Below are 18,580 nucleotides of genomic sequence, written 5' to 3'. Positions count from 1 at the left end.
GGATGCACGGGGAATATTGTTACTTATCAGGCACAAAATCCATTAAAGATGGAAAAGTTGACTTTTGCATTATAGTATCATTCAACAAACCAGATGAGGCACTAGAGTATTATACTAAAAGATGGCAGATAGAGAGCTTGTTCAGGGCTCTTAAAACCAGCGGGTTCAATCTTGAAGATACTCACGTTACRCACCCTGAAAGACTGGAAAAGTTAATCATGCTCGTGATGATAGCATTTGTGTGGTGTTATAAAATTGGAGACTTTATTGATACTCAAATAAAACCAATAAGAATCAAAAAACACGGAAGAAGAGCTATATCAGTCTTCAGATATGGATTAGACTATATCTCAAAATGCTTGTTATCAGGAACTAATAAATATGACCTTAATCTAATTCAATTTTTGTCGTGTACTTAAATCGTTTATTTAAAAAAGATTTAGGTATGTCTTTTATTAAATATTATACGCGATTAAGGATATTTAAATCTTTGGAACTTTTGATGAATCCTAATTATAATATTTCAGAAATAGCAAATAGAGTTGGCTATAACAGTTTACCGACTTTCAGTAATACCTTTCATGAAATTATGGGGAAAAGACCATCAGAGTATAGGAAATCAAAACAGGTTTATTTTGATGACTAATTTTATCTGCTAACTATAGGGTATTTTATACTATCTGCTTTCAAGCAGGTAATTATATAATAAATGGTTACATGCTCATAGAAACTTTAATGAGCTTCGCTCTTGCGATATAAACTGGCTTATTTTATTTATTTTTTATAAAAAAATAATTATGATAACCTAAAGGCTTTTAAATCAATAAAGCAATCACGATTCCTAAAAGAATCATCCCAAATTTGGATAAATTGAATTTATGATCTTTTGAAGATTCAAATAAAATTGTGGTTGAAACATGCAGAAAAATACCCACAACAAGGGCGTCAAAATAAATACTGTAAGTACTTATGAAATCAAAAGATTGTTGCATAAAAGCACCAAGTGGTGTCATTAGGCCAAACAAAATCAAAAAGAAACTAATTTTTCCTTTACTCATTTCTGTTTTAAACAAAAAAGAAGCAATGATAATGGCAACAGGAACTTTATGAATAATAACGGCATACATTAAATGATGTCCGTGATGTAAAGGCAAACCTTCTAAAAATGAATGTAAACATAAACTAACAAATAAAACCCAAGGGAAAGTCGTTTTGCTTTTGTCAATATGCAAATGACCATGCTCGGCACCTCCTGATAAATACTCCAAAATAATCTGTAATAAAAGACCAATTAATATATAAAAGCCAACATCAGGGTTTTCGCTTTCATAAATACTGGGTAAAAACTCTAAAACAGTAATAGAAAGCAAGAATGCACCACTAAAAGCCAAAAGTAAGTTAACAGAAAAATCTTTTTTATTAAGAAAGTAAGCAGCGATAAAACCAATACCTACAGCTATTATGGGTGGTAAAATAATATTCATCCAGAAAGTTAAGTGTTTGAAAAAAAATGCTTGCAAAGATATTAATTAATTTTTTTCTATTTCTATTGAACTTCGTAAAATGAAAAATTTTATAAAGTATTATTTCTTAAATAGAAGGAAGATTAAAGATACAAATGTATTTTTGTGCAAAATTTATAATGATGGAAAACTTTTCAATGACCGCCAAGTCATTACACGGATTTGAATCTGTTTTGGCTAAAGAAATTAAGAACCTCGGCGGAATGAACGTGAAAGAAGGCGTGAGACACGTGAGTTTTGAAGGTGATACAGGCTTTATGTATAAAGCTAATCTTTGCTTAAGAACAGCAATTAGCATTCTTAAACCCATCAAATCTTTTAGAATTGATAACGAACAAGATTTTTATCAACGTTTGTATGAGTTTCCTTGGGAAGATTATATTGACAAAAACGGAAGCTTTGCTATTGATTCAACCGTCAATTCTGAAGTTTTTAATCATTCACGCTATGTTGTTTTTAGAGCAAAAGATGCGATTGTTGACCGCTTTCGTGATAAATTTTCAACCCGACCAAATATTGATACTAAAGAACCAGACTTTCGTTTAAATGTACATATTGATCGTTTTCAATGCAACTTGAGCATCAATACTTCTGGCGAACCTCTTTTTAAAAGAAACTATAAATCTGCGACCAATATTGCTCCAATTAATGAAGTCCTTGCGGCAAGTTTGCTTTTAGCTTCTGGTTGGGATGGTCAATGTGATTTTCTTGACCCGATGTGTGGAAGTGGTACAATTGCGATCGAGGCAGCGATGATTGCTTGCCAAATTCCTGCAAACATTAACAGAGAAGATTTTGCTTTTATGAAATGGCCTGAATTTGATCGCTCTTTTTACGAAAAAATAAAAGCTTCAGCTTTAAAGAAAATCAGACCTTTTCATTTTAAAATTAAAGCTTATGATAAAGCGCCTTCTGCTGTAGAAAAAGCAATTCAGAATGTGAAAAACGCAAACCTTTCAGAATTTATAAATGTTGAAAGGAAAGATTTCTTTGAAACAGAAAAAGAATCTGATCGCCACTTACACATGCTATTCAATCCGCCTTATGGAGAGCGTTTAGATATTAATATTCCTGAATTTTATAGTCAAATAGGAGATACACTTAAACAGGGTTATCCTGACACAACGGCTTGGTTTATTGCTGTTGTAGAAGGTGGTGCAATGAAACATGTTGGGTTAAGACCTTCTCGAAAAATAAAAGTTTTTAACGCAAAACTTGAATCCCGATTATTGCGTTACGATATCTATAAAGGTTCAAAGAAAGCTAAAAAACAAGATTAATCATCTTGTTTTTTAGTCACTGTCTATTTTCTGAGATTTTGTTTTCGTAAATAGGGGTATCAAGTAACTGATAGAGTAACCCCAGCCAGCCCCTATGCTTGAACTATCATAAGTTCTGTGGAAACCTGGAATATAAAGATTATCAAAATTATGAAGTTCAGTTGAAGAAACTCCTACTTTGAGTTGCACATGAGCACCGAGGTAGAGATTTCTGAGAACTTCAACACGTAATCCCGCTTTTAATTCAACCCAAGTCGCTGTCAGGTTATCAAATTTCTTTTCATCAACTCTGACATCTGGATCAAAATAATTTTGAGATGCTGAAATTGTATATTCTTTTAAAGTCTGATTAAAACTAGAAAAACCAACGCGGCCACCAACATAAATAATGTTTTGCATCCCAATCCAGTTTTGATAAACATTGTAATTAACACCAGCTTTGATATAGCTTCCATCGGCAGTTGAAACTAAGTTTTTCTCATTATAAGTATATTCTTCATTACCAATTTCAGCAGCGATATAGAGATCTTTTGTGAGACGATAATCACCAAATATTTCTAAACCTTCATAATCATCATCCAAAAATGAACGCCCAAGTTTACTTAAATCGACGCCTAATGTTAAACCGTATCGTTCCTTATAAGTAATGGAATCTTGTGTTTGAGCAAAACTCATTTGACTTAAAAATAGGAAGCTACTAATGATATATATTGAGATGTGTTTCATTTTCATTATTGATATTTGATTCTTCCACTAAAACGCCTTTAATCCATTCATTAGAGTCGTTGATAAGTGTTCCTTGAAAGTCAAGATAAACAACTCTAAATCCACATGCGCGACTGACAAATTCATTGGTTCTTGCGTAATCAAAAATTAACCGGTCAACATTTGGACTATTAGATAATGATTTCTGAATAAAATCATACTCAGTCATATTTTCGCTTGTCTTTAATGGTAGCTTGATTTCAGATGTTGTATCAAAATCCAAAGTATCATTTCCAGGAGCAACAATTTTGAGTTTTGGAACATTTTTTAGAATTTCAGGATTAGAAACATCAAAAAACTGAATGACTAGCTGAGGTGTTTTTGGCGCATCTTCAGGACAAATGTCATCGCGTTCGCAAGCGCTAAAAAGCAGAAGCGTTAATGCAGTAATAAACAAATATTTAAAAGCTTTCATGTTTTTATTTTAAACTTAATCGTACAACATTCTCAACATGATGTGTTTGCGGAAACATGTCAACTGGTTGAACTTTGTCAACTTTATAAAGTGAATCTAGCAAAGCCAAATCTCTTGCTTGCGTTGCAGAATTACAGCTGACGTAAACAATTTTTTCTGGAGCTAATTTCAGAATTTGTGCAACAACATCAGCATGCATACCTTCACGTGGCGGATCAGTGATGATCACATCAGGTTGACCGTTTTTAGCGATAATTTCATCAGTAAAAACTTTTCGCATATCACCTGCAAAAAAACTTGTGTTATCAATTCCATTGGCTTTTGCATTTTCTTTTGCAGCTTCAATTGCATCTGGCACAGCTTCAATACCAACGACTTTTTTCGCTTTTTGGGCAACAAACTGAGCAATTGTTCCTGTTCCTGTATACAAATCATATACGAGTTCATCACCTTTTAAATCAGCGTAATCTCTTGTGATTTTATATAGCTCGTAGGCTTGTTCTGAATTTGTTTGATAGAAAGATTTTGCTGTAATTTTGAATTTTAAGCCTTCCATGCTTTCAAAAATATGATCTCGACCAGCATAACAAACAATTTCTTGATCGTAAATTGTGTCATTTGCTTTTTGATTGATGACGTAAAGTAAAGAAGTTAGGTGAGGAAATTCATCTTTAATATAATCAAGAAGTAATTCTCTTTCTTCTTTTAAATCATCGTAAAACTGAATGAGGACCATGGTTTCACCAGTTGAAGTTGTTCTGATCATCATGGTCCTTAGCAAGCCTGTTTTGTGACGTGGATTGAAAAACTCAAGATTATTCTGATCAGCAAAGTCTCTCACCTTATTTCTTAAATCATTGCTAGGATCTGCTTGAAGGTGGCATTTTTCAATATTTAAAATTTTATCCCACATACCAGGAATATGAAAACCAAGTGCATTTTTGTCATTGATGGTTTCTTCACTATTGATTTCATCTTCAGTAAGCCAACGGCTATCGCTAAATGAAAACTCCATTTTATTTCTATAGAAATAAATTTCTTGGCTTCCTAAAATTGGTTGCGTTTCAGGTAAATCTATTTTGCCAATTCGGTTGAGGTTTTCTTCAACTTCTTTTTGTTTATAAAAAAGCTGATGTTCATAAGCCATATTCTGCCATTTGCAACCTCCACAAACGCCAAAATGTTGACAAACTGGCTCTGTTCTTTTATCTGAAGCTTTAACAATTTCAGTGGGTTTAGCCTGATAATAAGCTTTTCGTTTTTTATAAGTTTGTACATTGACAATATCGCCAGGGACAACCTTATCAATGATTAAGACACGACCATCAGGTGCTTTTCCAATACCTTTTCCTTTACTTCCTGCATCAATCACTTCAATATCTTCGAAGGATTTTCTTTTATTTTTCTTTCTTGCCATGCCGCAAAAATAAGGCATTGTTTGGATTTGCTGTTTTTTAGTGTAAAATTCTTTTTAAGCAAATGATATTTAAACAAATAATTGCAAGAGGAGTATCCATGAAATCACGATAATAGGGCCTAAAAATCCGATTAAAATACCACCAAACCTAAAGTCTGATTGTTGTAATTTTCCTGTACTGAATGCAATCGCATTAGGTGGTGTTGACACTGGGAGTAACAATGCACAAGAAGCGGTTAAAGCGATAATTAAAGGAATAATTTCATCTGAAATTCCTGGTAAAGCTGCCGTGACCGAAAGTGCTAAAGGCACCATAATAGTTGTTGTTGCTGTGTTACTCATAAAGTTTGAAAAAACAACACTAATGATGGCAAATACGAAAAGTAAAACGTAATAATTCAGAGACTCTAAATTGATAAAACTAATGAAGTAATCGGTTAAGCCTTGCTGTTGAACGGCAATACCAAGAGACAAACCTCCAGCAACTAGCATTAAGGTATCCCAAGGTAATTTTCGCATATCATCGGCATCGAGAATTCTAAACATTGTTAATCCAACAATAGGAATTCCAGAAACACCAGCAACTGGTATGCCTGTCCATTGCGAAGTTAGCCAAAAAAGCAAACTTGTGAGTATAATGATAATTGTAACTCGCGTTTGTAATTTAGTAACTTCAGTTTTTTCACTGTCAATTTCAAGTTGTTCGTTTGCAAGAAAATCAAGGGATAGATTACTAGTTTTGATTTTATATTTCTGAAGTAAAGCCTGCCAAAAAAATATAATTAAAATCATAGCAACTGGAATACCAAACATCATCCACTCAAGAAAACTAATGCGGATGCCAATGCCATCTAAGGCTCCGACGGCAATGGCGTTAGGCGCAGAACCAATAATGGTTCCCATCCCGCCAATTGCTGCTGCAGAAGGAATACCAATCAACAAAGCTTTTGTCAATGGCGCTTTTTTGCCAAGTTTATAAATAATAGGAGAGATGCTCGCAATCATCATCGCTGTCGTGGCTGTGTTACTCATCAACATTGATAAGAAAGCAGTAATGATCATTAATCCTAATAAAATATTTTTAGACTTATTTCCAAAATAAGGCACTGAAAATTTAAGTAAAGCAATATCAAGAGCCGTTTTTTTCATAGCTTCGGCTATAAAAAAACCACCTAAAAAGAGCCAAATCACAGAGTCTGACCAAGTTTGAATGTATTGTTTCACGTTTTCTGATTCGAGATTACTCATCGTAAAAACCAAATAACCAATGATGAGAATACCGACGGCAAAAGGCGGAATTGCTTCTGTTACCCACAAACCGATTGCAAAAATAAGAATGAAAAGTACGGAGCTTTGCGCTTCATTTAGAGCTTCACCGCTGATGAAATAATTTAAAACCAAAGCAATTAAAAAAGAAGTTACAAATTGTATAGATCTGCTTTTCCAATTAATTGTCGAGTTGATTTTATTGAAAAACTTTCGCGAATATGATCTTGAGTCTTGATTCATTGAAAACTTAATATTATACCAAAATTAAATTTTATTTTAATCTAAAAACATGACTAAAGCCAGTTATTTTTCAATATGTTTTTTTAATGATATAAATTAAGACTATTTCAAAAAAAAATACTGTCATTAAAATAAACATTGTCTTAACTTTTCATCAGCTATTAAATCTCTATTTTTGTTGATACAATATTTAGATAGAACATTAGGAAATTTAAAATCCTTTGCTGAAATACAATTGCATAAAACCATTGTTTAAATTTTATTTAAAACGACGTTATCAACCTGAAAAATTATAAAACCAATGAGAACTCTTATAACAATAGTCGCTTTTTTATCATTTGGACTTTTATCTGAAATCCAAGCACAGGAAAAACATGAAATTTTAAGTCCGCAAGAATTTTGTGATAAAATGAAATCGGATGATGTTCAGATTATCGATGTTAGAACTCCAAAAGAATACAAAAATGGACACATCAAAAATTCAACTTTAATCAATTTCTTTGATGATGATTTTAAAGAACAACTTAGCAAGTTACCTGAAGACAAAGAAATATTAGTGTATTGCCGTTCAGGAAACAGAAGTGGAAAAGCTTCTGAAATTCTTGAAAATTTAGGTTACAAAGATGTTTCTGATCTTAGGGGTGGCATGTTGCTTTGGGAAAAAGCAAAAACTGACTGTTATTAAATTTAATTTTGAAGAAATTTCACCATAAAAAAAGCTGTCTCAAATTAATGAGACAGCTTTTTTAGTAAATATCAATATATATATTTATGACATTAATTGAAATAAATTTTTCACATCATCAAGTTCAGGAATAAAATTCATTTCAGTTCCTATGTTTAATTCTTTTGCTAAATCATAAGTTAATCTCAAAGCAGAGTAATCTTCGATAGCAAAACCAACAGAATCAAAAAGAATAGTTCCATGTGTTTCAACATTTACTTTCTTTTCTCCTCTCACAACTTCATATAACTCTGTACAAGTAAAGTCGTCAGCCAATTGTTGGATTTCACCTTCAATTTTACATTGCTCTAAAAATTCACAAACAATATATGATGATTCAACTAAATCTTTACCAATTTCAGTTTTTCCTGGGCAGTCTCCACCAATAGCATTGATGTAAACATCAGAAGTAATCATGTCTTTAGTTAAGATTGTCTGATATCTTTTATCAGCAGTACATACTGTAATAATATCTGCACCTTGAGCAGCTTCTTTAGCGCTTTCGCAACGTGTTAGTTTCATATCGAAACTTTTCATGTTACGCTCAAACTTATCCATTGCTTTAGCATCAGTGTCATAGTAACGTACTTCCTCAAGTGGGAAATATTCTTTAAAGGCTAAGAATTGGAATTCACTTTGTGCTCCAGTTCCGATTAATGTCAAAACTTTTGATTCTTTTTTTGCCATATATCTAGCAGCCATTACTGAGTTTGCAGCAGTTCTTAAAGCTGTTAATAATGTCATTTCTGTGTACATCAAAGGTGCACCAGTTGAAATTTCAGACAATTGCCCTGTTCCCATAACAGTCATGTGATTTTGTAATGGGTTTTTTGGGTGTCCGTTTACATATTTAAAACTATATAATTTGTCGTCAGAAATCGGCATTAATTCAATAACACCATCAGGAACGTGATTTGCAAGTCTAGGCGTTTTATCAAATGTTTCCCAGTTTGAATAATCTTCTTCTAAGGTTTTGATTAGTTTTTTATAGAATTTTGGGTATCCTATCGTACTAACTATTTTTTTAATATCTTCAATCTGTAAAGCTTTCATTTCGCGTATTTTAATTTAATTATTCTGGTGCAAAAGTAAGAAAAATTAATCCTTTTGAGACAGTTTTAAGCTTTTTTAGCGTTTAAGGAGAGACATTCTATGATTTTTAAGATAAAATCAAAAACTTTTTTTAAGGAGCTTCATTCTTAAACAGTTTAACTGTTTTTTAGAGTTGATAATAAAGTTGCGTGATGATGGAACTAATAAGAAGAATTACTTTCAGTCGATTTTTTTGATGCTTTCAGCCAATAGTTTTTTTGCTCTTAAAAGCTTGACTTTAACATTGTTGATGGGTTGATTCAATTCTTCAGCAATGGCTTTATAACTCAACTCTTTAAAGTATCTTAGATGAATCACTTCTTGATAATGTGGTTTGAGAGTTTTAATATGCTCAAGTAGTTTTGATAAATTTTGCTCTGTAATTATTTTATCCTCAACAGTGGGTTCAATGTCAGCAATTTGATAGGCGTTATTCGCATCAATATCAGATGTTTTAATATTCTTTTTACGATGTAAATCTATTTGAATATTTTTCGAAATTGTCAACAACCATGTTTTGAAGTTATATTGTTCTTGATATTGATCTAACTTATCAAAAGCACGTGAAAATGTCTGAATACAAATTTCTTCTGTGTCATAAACATTTTGTGTACGTTTTAATTGAAAAGCATAAACACTATCCCAATACTTATCAAGTAATTTTTTAAACGCAGTTTGATTGCCTTCTTTAGCTTTTTTGATGTTGATTTCGTCGGATGCCATTCTTACTTAAGACCAGAATTTAGGTTTGTGAAACAAGTTTTGTAAAATTATTAATGTTTGAAAGATAACTAAATTTAAATCCAATAGCGGCCAATACCACTTAATTTCTTGTTGATTGTTCAGCTTATGATGCTTCTTAAAAACAAATGATTTTATGATGATAAAAATTGCTACAAACCATAATACATTCATTGAATAACATAATACATTCATTGAATAAAAAATTAAGAAAATGCTTGATAACCAAAATAATAATAAACTTAGACCATTTAAAGAAAGTATAATTTGATCTTTTGGTATATAAGATGGAGCAGTGGTGTAATGTCTTCTTTTCTGTCGCCACCAGTTTTTGAGGCTTTGTTTACCTTGACTAAAAGTAAAACTTTCAGGTAAAGTTAAGATGTCAATATATTTTTGAGGTACACGCTGCACAAACATATCATCATCGCCTGAGGTCATGTTTTTATCAACTTCATATTGGCTATATTTTTGGAAAACTTGCTTTGTAAAAGCCATATTTCGACCTAAACCCATATAAGCCATTTGTTTTTTGGCAAAGCTTAGAAATTGAATTGCTGTCTGAAATGTTTCAATTTGGATTAATTGATTAACATAAGTTTTTTCTAAATAGTAAGGAGAGGCTCCTAAAATCAATTGCTTTTCTTGAGTGATTTTATTCAGAAATAAACTAGCCCAATTTTCATTTGCAGGTTGGCAATCTGCATCAGTGACCAAAATATTTTCATATGTGGCAGCCTTAACGCCAGCAGTCAAAGCTTTTCTCTTTGATTTTTGATTAGAATTGAGTTGAATACATTTTAAAAAAGGATTCTTTTTTTGAAAGTCTTTTAAAACTGAAAAAGTAGCGTCAGTTGAATGATCATCAACGACAATAACTTCAAATGAAACTCCTTTCTGATTAAGGAGCGAGTTTAGATTTTTATTTAGATTGTATGCTTCATCGTGAGCACAAACGATTATAGAAATTCCTGAATTATCATTTTCTTTTAAAACTTGACTTTTTGAAGTTAGCTTTGTTTTTAGAAAAAAGAGATTTAAGGCTATTTGATATAAAAATACCCCAACATAAATGATGAATAAAAAATTAAGCCACAAGACAGCGCTTATTTTTTATCAGAACCGTCGCAGTCTATTTGTTCCTCAGGTGTTTTTCCACAAAAACTACAAGATTGCCCTTCCTTATTTAAGTAAGGACTTTGACTTGCACATGTTCCTGCAAATTTACCATCTTTTTTACCCCAAATTTTGATTGCAATTCCTGCAACTGCAAGGCCTAATAATACGAGTGTAATTAATAATAATTTCATAATACAAATTTAATGAATCTAACTAAAATATGTTGACTTCTGGTTGTAATTCAATGTTAAAACGCTCTTTTACTTTGTTTTGCACAAGTTTTGATAGATTAAGAATATCTTTACCTGTTGCGTTTCCATGATTAACAAGAACCAAAGCTTGATTTTTGTGAACACCTGCATCTTCATCTCGATAACCTTTCAAACCAACTTGATCAATTAACCAACCCGCAGGTATTTTATAAGTGCCATCTGGCAATTCATAATAACGTAAATCTTCTTTTTCTGATAATTTTTTAAATTCTTCAACAGAAATAATGGGATTCTTAAAAAAACTCCCAGAATTACCAAGCTCGTTTGGGTTTGGTAATTTACTCGAACGTATCGCTATTACAGCATCAGAAATATCTTTAATAGTTGGAGATGAAATAGCTCTATTTGCTAAAGTTTCTTTTATAGTTCCATAATCAAGTACTAGTTTGTGGTTCTTCTTAGAAAGTCTAAAATTAACACTTGTGATGATATATTGATCTTTCAGCTTATTTTTGAAAACAGATTGACGGTAACCAAACTCGCAATCCTCAGCTGTAAACGTTTTAAAATCTGATGTTTGTCTATGAATCGCTCTACAAGACAAAAAACAGTCTTTAAGCTCAACGCCGTAAGCACCGATATTTTGAATTGGAGAAGTCCCAACATAACCAGGAATTAAAGAAAGATTCTCCAAACCTCCATAATTGTGGTTAACACAGAACATCACGAATTGATGCCAGTTTTCCCCAGCAGCAACTTTTAAGTCAATGTAATCATCAGTTTCTTCAAGGATTTCAATGCCTTTTAGGTTGATGTGAACAACTGTTTTTTCTATATTTTTGGTAAGTAACATATTGCTGCCACCGCCTAAAATAAAAATCTCAGACGCGTAAATGCGTCTGAGAACTTCTTGTAATTCTTCCTCTTTTGAAATAGAAATATATTGCTCAGCAAGAACATCTATTCCAAAAGTATTCATCTCTTTAAGAGATTTTTTTCTGATGATTTCAATCAACTTTTGTATGCTTTTAAAGCTTCTTCTAAAATAGAAACAGCATCTAAAATGTGTTTTTCTTCTAAAACGTAAGCAATTCTGATTTGATTTAAACCTGTATTTGGTGTCGAATAAAAACCTGCAGCAGGCGCAACCATCACCGTTTTTCCGTTGTGATCAAAATCAGATAAAAGCCATTTAGCAAAATCCTCAGCATCATCAACAGGCAATTCTGCAATACAGTAAAAAGCACCTTTTGGCTTTGCTACTTTAACACCTTCAACTTTAGAAAGTGCCTCGATTAATGTATCTCTTCTGCTAACGTATTCTTTATTCACCTCTTCAAAATACTCATTCGTTGTATCAAGAGCAGCCTCACTTGCAATTTGTGCAAAAGTTGGAGGGCTTAATCTTGCTTGAGCAAATTTCATAGCCGTTTTCATCAATTCTTTATTACGAGAAACGATGCAACCAATACGAGCTCCGCACATGCTGTAACGTTTAGAAACAGAATCAACCATAATGGCGTGGTTTTCTAAACCTTCAACGTTCATGATAGAATGATGCTTTGCTCCATCATAAGTAAACTCACGGTATACTTCATCAGCAATGATGAATATATCATGCTTAATTGCTAAATCTGCTAATTGCTGAACTTCTTCTTTTGTGTATAAATAACCAGTTGGATTACCAGGATTACACATCACAATTGCTTTTGTTTTTGAAGTGATTTGCTCTTCAAATTTTTCAATAGCAGGTAAAGCGAAGTTGTCTTCAAAGTTTGATTTAACAGCTTTAACAGTGACGTTTGAAGCTGTTGCAAAACCATTATAATTTGCATAAAATGGTTCAGGGATAATAATTTCATCACCTGGATCAGTTACACTTCCCATTGCAAACATTAATGCTTCAGAACCACCAGTAGATACAATGAGCTCATCTTTTGTAATTCTGATGCCATTTTTCTGATAGTATTCAGCGAGCTTTGTTTTGTAAGAATCAAATCCTGATGAAGGACTGTAAGATAAAATATCAAGGTCGTGATTTTTTACCGCATCCAAAGCATGTTTAGGTGTAGGAATATCGGGTTGACCAATATTTAAAAAATATATTTCTTTGTTTTGAGCCTTTGCTTGTTCAGCGTAAGGCGCTAATTTTCTGATAGGAGATTCAGGCATTAAAATACCTTTCTTAGAAATCTTTGGCATCTGTCTGTTTTTATGCAAAAATGCAAAATATAAATCTATTCTAGAAGCTTTAAGAACAGATATAAATCAGTTTTTGGTCAATATTATCATTTCAATTGATGTCTTTAACATATAAAGATTTTAAATTGAAATAAAGTGATCAAATTATTCAATGAAAATCTAAATCTCTATTGAGATTATTAATTTAACTTTGTCAAAAATTCTGATAAAATGACAAATAACGATATTTTGAGACGCCTTCGCTATACTTTTGATTACTCTGATGATCAAATGATCGAGATGTTTGCTCAAGCAGATGCTGAAGTTACTCGTGCTCAAATTAGCGATTGGATGAAAAAGGAAGAGGATGAAGCTTATGTGAACTTAACGGATAAAAATTTGGCAACTTTTTTAAACGGAATGATTAATAAATATCGTGGTAGAAGAGAAGGAGAGCAGCCGAAACCAGAGCAAAGATTAGATAATAATTTAATCTTTAAGAAATTGAAGATTGCGCTTAACCTGAAATCTCATGACATTTTAGCATTGTTTGAGCTCGCCGAAATGCCAATTACTAAAAACGAGTTAAGCTCATTTTTAAGACAAAAAAAACAGCCGCAATATCAGCAGCTGTTAGATCAATATCTTCGAAATTTCTTAACTGGTTTGCAGTTAAAGCATCGAAAATAGTTATTTTATCAATTTAGAATTGGTAACGAATACCTAGAGCGATGTCAAAATCTAAGTCATCATAATGATTTCCGAAACCGATTTCTGGTCTAAAGTCTAGCGATAACAATAATGGAATATCGAAGTTGTATTCGATACCAACATCACCTGCTAGAAGGAAAAAAGTATCACTACCACTGTCATAATAGTAATCATCATCATAATCATAAGAACCTAAACCTGCACCAGCACCTGCGTACCAGTTAAATCCGCCTTCAATGTTCCAAACCCATTGGTAAATACCAGCAAGTTTAAATCCATCATAATGGCTACCGCTTCTCAAACCTAAATCGATCTCTAATCTGTTATTTTCAGATAGAGCACGTTGGTAAGAAACTTCAGCTCCAAAACCGTCGTTGTCACCAATTCTTAAACCTAATGCGTTTTGTGAAATTGATTGAGCAAAAGCTCCATTAAAAGAGAAGGCTAAGATGCCTAAAATTAATAAATTTCGAAAAATTTTCATGATTATGTGTTTTAAGTTAGGCTTCAAAACTATCTTCTATTCACGAGATTTTAGAATTTATGAAGCCAAATAATTCTTAAACTATCTTAAAGCATGTTAATAACTAAGAACTAATTTCAAGCAGTTTCTCAATTAACTCTTTCTTCTTCTTAATCTTTTTTTCTGAAAATAAACGCGGTGAGTATGGAATGATTTCTAAATAAAACTGATCTGTGTAAGTGTGTGGTTTTAAATAATAACCAAAACGAGATGATAGTTGAAAGTAGTCAAATTTTTCGTGAAACTTGTAGATTCTATTCTCATGATCAACTACCGTCAGATGAAAATATTTTTTTAAATTTTCTTGAAACTTGAATGGATTGATCTCAATAGGAGGGAAGTAAGCAATAGATGTTTCAGATAAAGTGGATTTTGAATGATCAGAAGAGATAATGTATTGGTATCTTTTTCGGGTACTAAAAATAGTAAATAAAGTCGTTACTATTGTAGAGGCAGTAATAATTACTGTAACCATCTTTAAACTCAAATAACTATTTGAACCTAAAGCAAATTTTAAGACAAGTTGAAAAATGAACAAAACAATAATAGCCAATAAAATGTGTGCTAAAACTGTTTTAATAACAAATCTCATAACTTAAAGTTTTTTGACAAATTTGGTTAAAATAACAATTTGCTGTCCCTCAACGCGGCCTTCAATTTGTTCTTCATTATCATGAACCAAGGAAACGCGTCTAACAGCTGTCCCTCTTTTTGCAACCATACTTGATCCTTTTACAGGAAGGTCTTTGATCAAAACAACACTATCACCAGCATCGATTTGAACACCGTTACTATCACGATGAATGATTTGATTTGCATTATCTTCTGCCTCTTCGAGCGTTGTTTTTGCCCAAGCTAAAGTTTCTTCATCAAGGTAAAGCATATCAAGTAAATCTTGTGGCCAACCTTCATCAATGAGTTTGTGCAGCATTCTGTAAGCAACAACTTGTACAGCTGAAACTTCACTCCACATACTGTCGTTTAAGCAACGCCAATGGTTTGGCTCAATCTTATCTTCGTCATTGAGTTGAGTGAAACAGGTATTACAAGTTAATACCGCGTTTTCTGAGCTGACATTTTCAACAGGTGGAACTTCGTATATTTCTAATTGTTCTTTACTTCCGCAGAATTCACATTTAGAATCTGCACGCTGCATTAAATCTTGCTCTAAACTCATTTTTATAAATTTTAAAATACAAAGATAACCTTATATAAAGGACTTATTCGGATTTGATTCAACTTAATTTCCTTTGAGGCGACCCCATAATTCTTTAACTAACTTCTTGCCATCTTCAGGTTTCTTGTCTCGTTCTTTAAAAAATATAGTATCGTTTTTTTCTGAAATTTCGTAACTAAAAACAAAAGTTTTGGCATTAGGCGATAAAGACATCAACCCGAATCTCAAATCATTAAAATAAAGCTTTTTATTTTCCTTTGAAATGGCAAACCAATTTTCCGAAATTTTGATCATGCGTTGCATTTTGGGCTTATCCTTGATTTCATTAATCAATTCGTGATTCTTTGGGTAACTTTCAAAACTGATGGGTTCAGAATCAAAAAATGAATAATGGCCAATTAAATAAGCGTCATCTGTTTTGACGTTTGCCGTCCATAAAACACTATTAAAAGCACTGGGTTTGGTTTGCATATCAACATAATCTATGTTTTGATCCTTCAGTGCATTTTGAAATTTAATATAAGTAATTCCTTTCAAAATAAGTGTTAAGGCTAGATATGAAGAGCTAATAATCAGTCCGATTTTATTATACTTTCTTCTTTTAGGCGAACTTCTTTTTTGACGCATTGCCATGATCAGAAATATCAAAAAGGGTAAAGTATAAAGCGGGTCAATGACAAAAATGTTTTTGTATGCCAATCTTAAATCTAATGGCCAAAAGAGCTGCGTTCCCCAAGTGGTATGTGCATCTAGAAGCGGATGTGTAACAAATCCCCAAAAAAATAACCAAGAAAGTTTTTTCCAACTCGCTTGTTTTTCGAATAATGAAAAAAGCCATCCAAAAACAGGAGCGAATAAAACAGAAAATAAAATTGAATGCGTAAAGCCTCTGTGAATTTCAAGGGCGGAAACTGTATCAGTAAAGTTAGAAGCAATAACATCAAGATCAGGAATAGTGCCTGCAATAGCACCATAAAGCATCGCACGATTTCCGATTTGACGACCAGCAACTACCTCACCAACGGCAGCACCTAAAACAATTTGTGTTAATGAATCCATTGTGAAATTCTAAGAGTGCAAAGCTAATTGAATTTTACAACTCGTCTGGACCATATATGAGATTAATAAATTCTTCTTTATCAATTTCACCAAAATATTCATAAAGGTTGAACTGGTTGACAACCTTAGTGATATCAGATTTATCATAGCGGATACCTTCAAGTGCATCTTCAATTTTTTCTACAGGTTCTTTTCCAAAAAAGTCACCGTAAATTTTCAAGTTTTCAATTTGTCCGCCTTTCTTGACTTTGATGCGTAAATCAATTTCTCCACCTTTAAATCTTTTTGTACGTTGGATATCAAACTTTGGTGATTTGCCATAGTTCCAATCCCAATTATCGTACTTTTCTTTTTTAAGTTGATGCACTGCTTTCCACTCATCGTCTGAAAGCTTATAAGTTTCAAAATCTGTTTTCTCCTCAAATAGACCATCAAGTATTTTCTGACGAAATTCAGTTGTTGACATAGGCTCTTTTAAAAACTCGGAAATATTTGCAACACGGCTCCTCGCAGATTTATGACCTTTAGATTTGATTTTACTCATCTTGACATTCAAAGCTTTTGTCACTTCGCTTAAATCACAATCAAATAATAAAGTACCATGACTAAACATGCGCTTAACAGAAGAAAACTGTGCATTACCAGAAATCTTTTTATCATTTGCGACAATGTCATTTCTTCCTTTCATTTCAGCCGGAATTCCCATGTCGTTTAGTATTTTGACAATAGGCGCAGTAAATTGCTTGAAATTATTGAGTTTATTAAACTCATAATCTGTCATAAAACTAAAATTTAGATTACCAAAATCATGGTAAACAGCACCACCACCAGAAATTCTTCTGACAACGTGGATGTTATTTTCTTCAATATATTCTTGATTAATTTCTTCTAAAGTGTTTTGATTTCTACCGATAATAATTGAAGGTTCATTAATATAGAACAATAAATAATCAGAATTATTTGAAAAATTACGCAAAGCATATTCTTCTAAAGCCAAGTTGAGTTTTGGATCTGTGACACCTTCGTTATCGATAAAAATCATAATAAATTTGTTTAAAACTTTATAATTGCAATTTAATGAAGTTTTGATTCTTACTCAAAAATTTATCAAATTTATAATTGAGTAAAATCAGCTGTTATTTTTTGAAATTATATCCTGAAAATTCCACCAACAGAGAAAATAGTTTCAAAGTAAGTGAAAGAATGAGAAGCTTTATCAGCGCTGTTATTTGTTGTCCGTACATCATTCATATTAATATAACCGCCTTTCAGATCTCCTCTAACAAAAAAATGTTTAAAGAAGTGAAGTTGGAGCCCAGCGTTTAATGAAATCCCATAACCAGCAATATGAAATTCGTCATAACGCTCTTTTGATAGTAAAGTCGTATTTGTTCTCGGGTAGAGTAAACCACCACCTATTCCTTCAGTGATATTCACTTGAAAAATATCAGTATTTTGAATATTGAATAATGATGAAATATCATCAAATCTTGAAAATTCTGCATAAATATAATTTAAGCCATCAGTATGTTCAAACTCCAAAAAATCTTTAGTCATTTCTTGCGGTATATTTTCATAAACACCATTAAAGGTTGAGCCTTCTTCGTCGCTAGGAAGGTCAATGAAACCACTCATGTTGACCATTTGATTTTGATCCATGACGTATTTCATGTGGTCCATACCGATAGCAACAGAGTAATGATCTGAGATAAAATAACCGATTTTTGCATTAGTTTGCGGAATTGTCATTCTGCCAGGATTGATGTAGTCAATATGCCAGCCTTTAGGTTTATCTGATGCCTTGACATCTGATAAAGTGAAATCATAACCTGGGCCTCTAAAATGGATATCAGAATCTGAGAATTTCGCTCTATTTCCGCCCCAACTCACAAAGAATTTACCTTTATTAGAATTTGTGTAAAGGTCTGTATCTGGGTTTTGGGCATTTATATTGAAAACAACAAACAGCAGGCAAATGCCTACAATTGATTTAATAGGTAGCATATATTATTTTTAAATTTTAGAAAAAGGAATCTGTTACATCAGTATTAATCGATGCGCTTATTTATCTTAGAAAATGAGATAGAGATAACTATCCGCTTGAATTAGTATTGGAGGAAGCGAAGTTTAGT

General features: G+C 32.4%; 22 protein-coding genes. 5 read left to right on the top strand and 17 right to left on the bottom strand.

Annotated elements, in window-relative coordinates; translation table 11 throughout:
- Positions 1 to 419: transposase (locus tag CAP47_RS02670; protein ID WP_100775272.1), on the top strand; the 419-nt coding region annotated here is incomplete at its 5' end.
- A 26-nt stretch (positions 420 to 445) separates the two neighbouring features.
- The gene (locus tag CAP47_RS02665; protein ID WP_238140935.1) at positions 446 to 646 is read left to right on the top strand and encodes a helix-turn-helix domain-containing protein; all 201 of its coding nucleotides are present in this window, start codon (positions 446 to 448) and stop codon (positions 644 to 646) included.
- Positions 647 to 815: 169 nt separating this feature from the next.
- On the opposite strand, the gene CAP47_RS02660 is transcribed toward CAP47_RS02665, so the two are convergent.
- Entirely contained in the window at positions 816 to 1,484 is a 669-nt protein-coding gene (locus CAP47_RS02660; protein ID WP_100775271.1) for a ZIP family metal transporter, read from the bottom strand.
- A 158-nt stretch (positions 1,485 to 1,642) separates the two neighbouring features.
- On the opposite strand from CAP47_RS02660, the gene CAP47_RS02655 reads away from it, so the two are divergent.
- Entirely contained in the window at positions 1,643 to 2,803 is a 1,161-nt protein-coding gene (locus CAP47_RS02655; protein WP_100775270.1) for a class I SAM-dependent RNA methyltransferase, read from the top strand.
- Positions 2,804 to 2,815: 12 nt separating this feature from the next.
- Here the strand turns inward: CAP47_RS02655 and CAP47_RS02650 are convergent, their stop codons facing one another.
- The 4 genes from CAP47_RS02650 to CAP47_RS02635 all read right to left on the bottom strand — a co-directional run bounded on the left by CAP47_RS02650 (position 2,816) and on the right by CAP47_RS02635 (position 6,909).
- Positions 2,816 to 3,535 (bottom strand): DUF6048 family protein, encoded by a 720-nt coding sequence (locus tag CAP47_RS02650; RefSeq protein WP_100775269.1) that lies wholly within the window; start codon positions 3,533 to 3,535, stop codon positions 2,816 to 2,818.
- The gene (locus tag CAP47_RS02645; RefSeq protein ID WP_100775268.1) at positions 3,501 to 3,983 is read right to left on the bottom strand and encodes a DUF6452 family protein; all 483 of its coding nucleotides are present in this window, start codon (positions 3,981 to 3,983) and stop codon (positions 3,501 to 3,503) included. The genes CAP47_RS02650 and CAP47_RS02645 overlap by 35 nt, the downstream gene beginning before the upstream one ends.
- Before the next feature lie 4 nt (positions 3,984 to 3,987).
- Positions 3,988 to 5,400: a 23S rRNA (uracil(1939)-C(5))-methyltransferase RlmD gene (rlmD, locus tag CAP47_RS02640; protein WP_100775267.1), complete on the bottom strand. Its 1,413-nt coding sequence runs from the start codon at positions 5,398 to 5,400 to the stop codon at positions 3,988 to 3,990.
- Positions 5,401 to 5,469: 69 nt separating this feature from the next.
- Positions 5,470 to 6,909 (bottom strand): SLC13 family permease, encoded by a 1,440-nt coding sequence (locus CAP47_RS02635; RefSeq protein ID WP_100775266.1) that lies wholly within the window; start codon positions 6,907 to 6,909, stop codon positions 5,470 to 5,472.
- Positions 6,910 to 7,210: 301 nt separating this feature from the next.
- Between CAP47_RS02635 and CAP47_RS02630 the strand changes: the two genes are divergently transcribed.
- Positions 7,211 to 7,594, top strand: a complete 384-nt coding sequence (locus CAP47_RS02630) for a rhodanese-like domain-containing protein (RefSeq protein ID WP_100775265.1) — start codon at positions 7,211 to 7,213, stop codon at positions 7,592 to 7,594.
- Between the two features lie 84 nt (positions 7,595 to 7,678).
- Here CAP47_RS02630 and CAP47_RS02625 read toward each other — a convergent pair whose 3' ends face one another.
- The 6 genes from CAP47_RS02625 to CAP47_RS02600 form a co-directional block, all read right to left on the bottom strand.
- Positions 7,679 to 8,686, bottom strand: a complete 1,008-nt coding sequence (locus CAP47_RS02625; RefSeq protein WP_100775264.1) for an ornithine cyclodeaminase — start codon at positions 8,684 to 8,686, stop codon at positions 7,679 to 7,681.
- Positions 8,687 to 8,905: 219 nt separating this feature from the next.
- A complete protein-coding gene (locus CAP47_RS02620; RefSeq protein WP_100775263.1) occupies positions 8,906 to 9,448 on the bottom strand; it encodes an RNA polymerase sigma factor in 543 nt (180 codons plus the stop codon).
- 6 nt (positions 9,449 to 9,454) lie between these two features.
- Positions 9,455 to 10,564 carry a glycosyltransferase gene (locus CAP47_RS02615; protein ID WP_192869924.1) on the bottom strand — a complete coding sequence of 370 codons (1,110 nt, stop codon included), beginning with the start codon at positions 10,562 to 10,564 and terminating at the stop codon, positions 9,455 to 9,457.
- Positions 10,565 to 10,572: 8 nt separating this feature from the next.
- Positions 10,573 to 10,776: a membrane or secreted protein gene (locus CAP47_RS02610; RefSeq protein ID WP_093241958.1), complete on the bottom strand. Its 204-nt coding sequence runs from the start codon at positions 10,774 to 10,776 to the stop codon at positions 10,573 to 10,575.
- 22 nt (positions 10,777 to 10,798) lie between these two features.
- Positions 10,799 to 11,776 (bottom strand): UDP-N-acetylmuramate dehydrogenase, encoded by a 978-nt coding sequence (gene murB, locus CAP47_RS02605; RefSeq protein ID WP_238140934.1) that lies wholly within the window; start codon positions 11,774 to 11,776, stop codon positions 10,799 to 10,801.
- Between the two features lie 32 nt (positions 11,777 to 11,808).
- The gene (locus CAP47_RS02600; RefSeq protein WP_100775261.1) at positions 11,809 to 12,999 is read right to left on the bottom strand and encodes a pyridoxal phosphate-dependent aminotransferase; all 1,191 of its coding nucleotides are present in this window, start codon (positions 12,997 to 12,999) and stop codon (positions 11,809 to 11,811) included.
- A gap of 210 nt (positions 13,000 to 13,209) precedes the next feature.
- Between CAP47_RS02600 and CAP47_RS02595 the strand changes: the two genes are divergently transcribed.
- Complete coding sequence (locus CAP47_RS02595; protein WP_100775260.1) at positions 13,210 to 13,668, top strand: DUF1456 family protein; 459 nt, start codon at positions 13,210 to 13,212, stop codon at positions 13,666 to 13,668.
- A gap of 13 nt (positions 13,669 to 13,681) precedes the next feature.
- Here CAP47_RS02595 and CAP47_RS02590 read toward each other — a convergent pair whose 3' ends face one another.
- The 6 genes from CAP47_RS02590 to CAP47_RS02565 form a co-directional block, all read right to left on the bottom strand.
- Positions 13,682 to 14,173, bottom strand: a complete 492-nt coding sequence (locus CAP47_RS02590; protein ID WP_100775259.1) for a hypothetical protein — start codon at positions 14,171 to 14,173, stop codon at positions 13,682 to 13,684.
- A gap of 103 nt (positions 14,174 to 14,276) precedes the next feature.
- Complete coding sequence (locus CAP47_RS02585; protein ID WP_100775258.1) at positions 14,277 to 14,804, bottom strand: hypothetical protein; 528 nt, start codon at positions 14,802 to 14,804, stop codon at positions 14,277 to 14,279.
- 3 nt (positions 14,805 to 14,807) lie between these two features.
- On the bottom strand, positions 14,808 to 15,389 hold the full coding sequence (locus tag CAP47_RS02580; protein WP_100775257.1) for a PhnA domain-containing protein: 582 nt from the start codon (positions 15,387 to 15,389) through the stop codon (positions 14,808 to 14,810).
- 63 nt (positions 15,390 to 15,452) lie between these two features.
- Entirely contained in the window at positions 15,453 to 16,448 is a 996-nt protein-coding gene (locus tag CAP47_RS02575; protein ID WP_100775256.1) for a metal-dependent hydrolase, read from the bottom strand.
- A 34-nt stretch (positions 16,449 to 16,482) separates the two neighbouring features.
- Positions 16,483 to 17,490: a lipoate--protein ligase gene (locus CAP47_RS02570; protein WP_100775255.1), complete on the bottom strand. Its 1,008-nt coding sequence runs from the start codon at positions 17,488 to 17,490 to the stop codon at positions 16,483 to 16,485.
- Positions 17,491 to 17,597: 107 nt separating this feature from the next.
- Positions 17,598 to 18,452: a hypothetical protein gene (locus CAP47_RS02565; protein ID WP_100775254.1), complete on the bottom strand. Its 855-nt coding sequence runs from the start codon at positions 18,450 to 18,452 to the stop codon at positions 17,598 to 17,600.
- Positions 18,453 to 18,580: the final 128 nt, after the last annotated feature.

Origin of the sequence: Psychroflexus sp. S27 (genome assembly GCF_002810405.1) — a bacterium.
GTDB classification, from domain to species: Bacteria; Bacteroidota; Bacteroidia; order Flavobacteriales; family Flavobacteriaceae; genus Psychroflexus; species Psychroflexus halocasei_A.
Note: the sequence above shows the minus strand (reverse complement) of the source record. Positions and strands in the feature narration are given on the sequence as shown.

Excerpts from the sequence above, each read along its gene's own strand:
- CAP47_RS02665 (WP_238140935.1), top strand. The coding sequence starts at position 446 with ATGTCTTTTATTAAATATTATACGCGATTAAGGATATTTAAATCTTTG.
- CAP47_RS02660 (WP_100775271.1), bottom strand. The coding sequence starts at position 1,484 with ATGAATATTATTTTACCACCCATAATAGCTGTAGGTATTGGTTTTATC.
- CAP47_RS02655 (WP_100775270.1), top strand. The coding sequence starts at position 1,643 with ATGATGGAAAACTTTTCAATGACCGCCAAGTCATTACACGGATTTGAA.
- CAP47_RS02650 (WP_100775269.1), bottom strand. The coding sequence starts at position 3,535 with ATGAAAATGAAACACATCTCAATATATATCATTAGTAGCTTCCTATTT.
- CAP47_RS02645 (WP_100775268.1), bottom strand. The coding sequence starts at position 3,983 with ATGAAAGCTTTTAAATATTTGTTTATTACTGCATTAACGCTTCTGCTT.
- rlmD (WP_100775267.1), bottom strand. The coding sequence starts at position 5,400 with ATGGCAAGAAAGAAAAATAAAAGAAAATCCTTCGAAGATATTGAAGTG.
- CAP47_RS02635 (WP_100775266.1), bottom strand. The coding sequence starts at position 6,909 with ATGAATCAAGACTCAAGATCATATTCGCGAAAGTTTTTCAATAAAATC.
- CAP47_RS02630 (WP_100775265.1), top strand. The coding sequence starts at position 7,211 with ATGAGAACTCTTATAACAATAGTCGCTTTTTTATCATTTGGACTTTTA.
- CAP47_RS02625 (WP_100775264.1), bottom strand. The coding sequence starts at position 8,686 with ATGAAAGCTTTACAGATTGAAGATATTAAAAAAATAGTTAGTACGATA.
- CAP47_RS02620 (WP_100775263.1), bottom strand. The coding sequence starts at position 9,448 with ATGGCATCCGACGAAATCAACATCAAAAAAGCTAAAGAAGGCAATCAA.
- CAP47_RS02610 (WP_093241958.1), bottom strand. The coding sequence starts at position 10,776 with ATGAAATTATTATTAATTACACTCGTATTATTAGGCCTTGCAGTTGCA.
- murB (WP_238140934.1), bottom strand. The coding sequence starts at position 11,776 with ATGAATACTTTTGGAATAGATGTTCTTGCTGAGCAATATATTTCTATT.
- CAP47_RS02600 (WP_100775261.1), bottom strand. The coding sequence starts at position 12,999 with ATGCCAAAGATTTCTAAGAAAGGTATTTTAATGCCTGAATCTCCTATC.
- CAP47_RS02595 (WP_100775260.1), top strand. The coding sequence starts at position 13,210 with ATGACAAATAACGATATTTTGAGACGCCTTCGCTATACTTTTGATTAC.
- CAP47_RS02590 (WP_100775259.1), bottom strand. The coding sequence starts at position 14,173 with ATGAAAATTTTTCGAAATTTATTAATTTTAGGCATCTTAGCCTTCTCT.
- CAP47_RS02585 (WP_100775258.1), bottom strand. The coding sequence starts at position 14,804 with ATGAGATTTGTTATTAAAACAGTTTTAGCACACATTTTATTGGCTATT.
- CAP47_RS02580 (WP_100775257.1), bottom strand. The coding sequence starts at position 15,389 with ATGAGTTTAGAGCAAGATTTAATGCAGCGTGCAGATTCTAAATGTGAA.
- CAP47_RS02575 (WP_100775256.1), bottom strand. The coding sequence starts at position 16,448 with ATGGATTCATTAACACAAATTGTTTTAGGTGCTGCCGTTGGTGAGGTA.
- CAP47_RS02570 (WP_100775255.1), bottom strand. The coding sequence starts at position 17,490 with ATGATTTTTATCGATAACGAAGGTGTCACAGATCCAAAACTCAACTTG.
- CAP47_RS02565 (WP_100775254.1), bottom strand. The coding sequence starts at position 18,452 with ATGCTACCTATTAAATCAATTGTAGGCATTTGCCTGCTGTTTGTTGTT.